The organism is Arthrobacter sp. Hiyo1, from assembly GCF_001263615.2.
Lineage (GTDB): Bacteria > Actinomycetota > Actinomycetes > Actinomycetales > Micrococcaceae > Arthrobacter.
In genome coordinates this window covers 221,317-223,480 of the sequence record NZ_DF952470.1, presented here as the reverse complement: position 1 = coordinate 223,480, position 2,164 = coordinate 221,317, and the positions used below count along the sequence as shown (strand labels likewise).

The following is a 2,164-nucleotide window of genomic DNA, read 5'->3' as shown; positions in this document are numbered from 1 at the left end:
CATCGCGGGATCCCAGGACGAGCTGATCGCCGTCGCGGACGGGAAATTCATCGACGGCGCCCGCTCATCCCACACCTCGCCACGCACCCCCGTCGCCCGTCTGAGAACAACATCCGCCGCAACCCGATCTTCTCCACCGGCCACGTCGTCCAGAAATCCCGGCCCGTCAGCAACCGCACCTTCTCCTCCAGGCTCAGCCGGGCCAGCAGGGACTCGAGGCGTTGGTCGATGGTCTGGTCGGTGAGGAGTTCCATGGTGGCTTTCTTGTCTGACTTGAGGGATGAAGTGTCGATGCTCATGCGGTGGCACCCGTGGTGACTGCGGCTACTGAGCGCTGGGCGGCAATGATGTCCCGGTACCAGTACGCGCTCCACTTGGGGATGCGGGCCTGGGTGCCGTAGTCCACGTAGACCAGCCCGAAGCGCTTGTCGTAGCCTTCGGCCCATTCGAAGTTGTCCATGAAGGACCACGCGAAGTAGCCGCGGACGTCCACGCCGTCGGCGATCGCCTCGCCTACCGCGGAAATGTAGCCGCGCAGGTAGTCGATGCGTTCGGGGTCGCGGACCTCGCCGTTCGGATCCACGTAGTCGTGGAACGTGGCGCCGTTTTCCGTGACGTACAGCGGAAGGGAGGTGTACTCGGCGGCGACCCGCTTGAGTACCGCTTTGAGTGCCGCGGGCGTATTGGACCAACCGAACGACGACGGCGCTGGCAGCACGTGCGTCCAGCTTGCCCCTCCAGGGGCTGCTTCGTCCGCGGAAACCAGCATGTTGGTGTAGTGGTTGATTCCGGCAAAGTCCCCGGGTGCCGAGATGATGGCCAGGTCCCCGGGCTGGACGAGGTCTTCGGCCGAGGCATCCTCACCGGTGGCGGTCAGCCCGTACTGGCCGTAGGCCGCGATGGTGGACTCGGCGTAGCTGCCCCGGTAGACGGGGTCCAGGAAGATCCGGTTGCTGACGGCGTCCCAGTATTCCGTGGCCTTGCGGTCGGCTTCGGAATCGCTCGCCGGGTTGAGGTTGCCGATGATATTGGTGATGCCCACCTTGGCCTCAGGGCGGCGGGCACGGAATTCGGCCAGCGCCAAGCCATGGGCCAGGAGCAAATGATGGGCTGCGCGCACGGCGAGGCGGTCGTCCTTGATGCCTGGGGCCTGCATTCCCCAGGAGTGGCCAAGGAAGGCCGCGCACATCGGCTCGTTGATGGTGATCCAGTACTCGGCAAGGTCACCCAACGCCTCGGCCACGAGCCCTGCGTACTCCCCGAAACGGTAGGCCGTGTGCCGGGCCGGCCAGCCGCCGTCGTCCTGCAGTGCCTGTGGCAGGTCCCAGTGGTAGAGCGTCACGTACGGGGTGATGCCGCGGGCTGCGCAGCCCGCCAGCAGGTCACGGTAAAAGCGCACGCCTTCCGGGTTGAGCGGGCCGACGCCGGTGGGCTGCAGCCGGGACCAGGACAAGGACAGCCGGTAAGACGGGATGCCCAGCTCCACCATGAGGTCAAGGTCCTGTTCCCAGCGGTGGAAGTGGTCGCAGGCGATGTCCCCGTTGTCACCGTGGATGGTGGTGCCCGGCTGGTGGGAGAAGGTGTCCCAGATGCTCTGGCCGCGTCCGCCCTCGTTGACGGCACCTTCGATTTGGTACGCGGCGGTGGCCACGCCCCAGGCGAAGTCGGCGGGAAACGTTGCGGCCGGGGAGAGTTCCGGGCTCGCGGACAGTGGCGGCTGAGTCATGGGCTCGCCTTTCGTGGGTCTGTGTTTGTTCTGAAGGTGGGGCTGGCAGCGGGTCAGGCCACGCCGGCCTGGACGTTCTGCTGATGCTGGATGTCCAGCAAGCGCAGGCGGTCGGCGCGGCGCTGGGCTTGCCGGTCCGGATCGGGGACCGGGGCGGCCATGAAGAGCCTCTGGGTGTAGGGATGCTCCGGTTCTCCGGTGACTTGCTCTCCGTCGCCCCATTCGACGATTTCGCCGTGATACATCACGGCGACGCGGTGGCTGAGGTGGCGGACCACCGCGAGGTCATGGGAGACAAAGAGGTAGGCGACGCCGGTGCGTTCCTGGATCTCGATGAAAAGGTCCAGCACCGTGGCTTGGGTGGAGAGGTCCAGGGCCGAGACGGGTTCGTCGCACACGATCAGCTTCGGATCCAGTGCCAGGGCCCGGGCGATGGCG

At 66.4% G+C, this 2,164-nt stretch carries 3 protein-coding genes; all 3 read right to left on the bottom strand.

Annotated elements, in window-relative coordinates:
* Positions 1–47: 47 nt before the first annotated feature.
* Entirely contained in the window at positions 48–299 is a 252-nt protein-coding gene (locus AHiyo1_RS09950; protein WP_253257251.1) for a hypothetical protein, read from the bottom strand.
* Positions 296–1,726, bottom strand: coding sequence for a GH1 family beta-glucosidase (locus AHiyo1_RS09945; protein WP_059388464.1), 1,431 nt, complete (start codon positions 1,724–1,726; stop codon positions 296–298). Before AHiyo1_RS09945 ends, AHiyo1_RS09950 begins: the two co-directional genes overlap by 4 nt.
* A 53-nt stretch (positions 1,727–1,779) precedes the next feature.
* Positions 1,780–2,164, bottom strand: a 385-nt coding sequence (locus AHiyo1_RS09940) for an ABC transporter ATP-binding protein (RefSeq protein WP_148667536.1), incomplete at its 5' end; no start/stop codon positions are given.

Coding starts and splice junctions, on each gene's coding strand:
- AHiyo1_RS09950 (WP_253257251.1), bottom strand. CDS start 299: ATGAGCATCGACACTTCATCCCTCAAGTCAGACAAGAAAGCCACCATG.
- AHiyo1_RS09945 (WP_059388464.1), bottom strand. CDS start 1,726: ATGACTCAGCCGCCACTGTCCGCGAGCCCGGAACTCTCCCCGGCCGCA.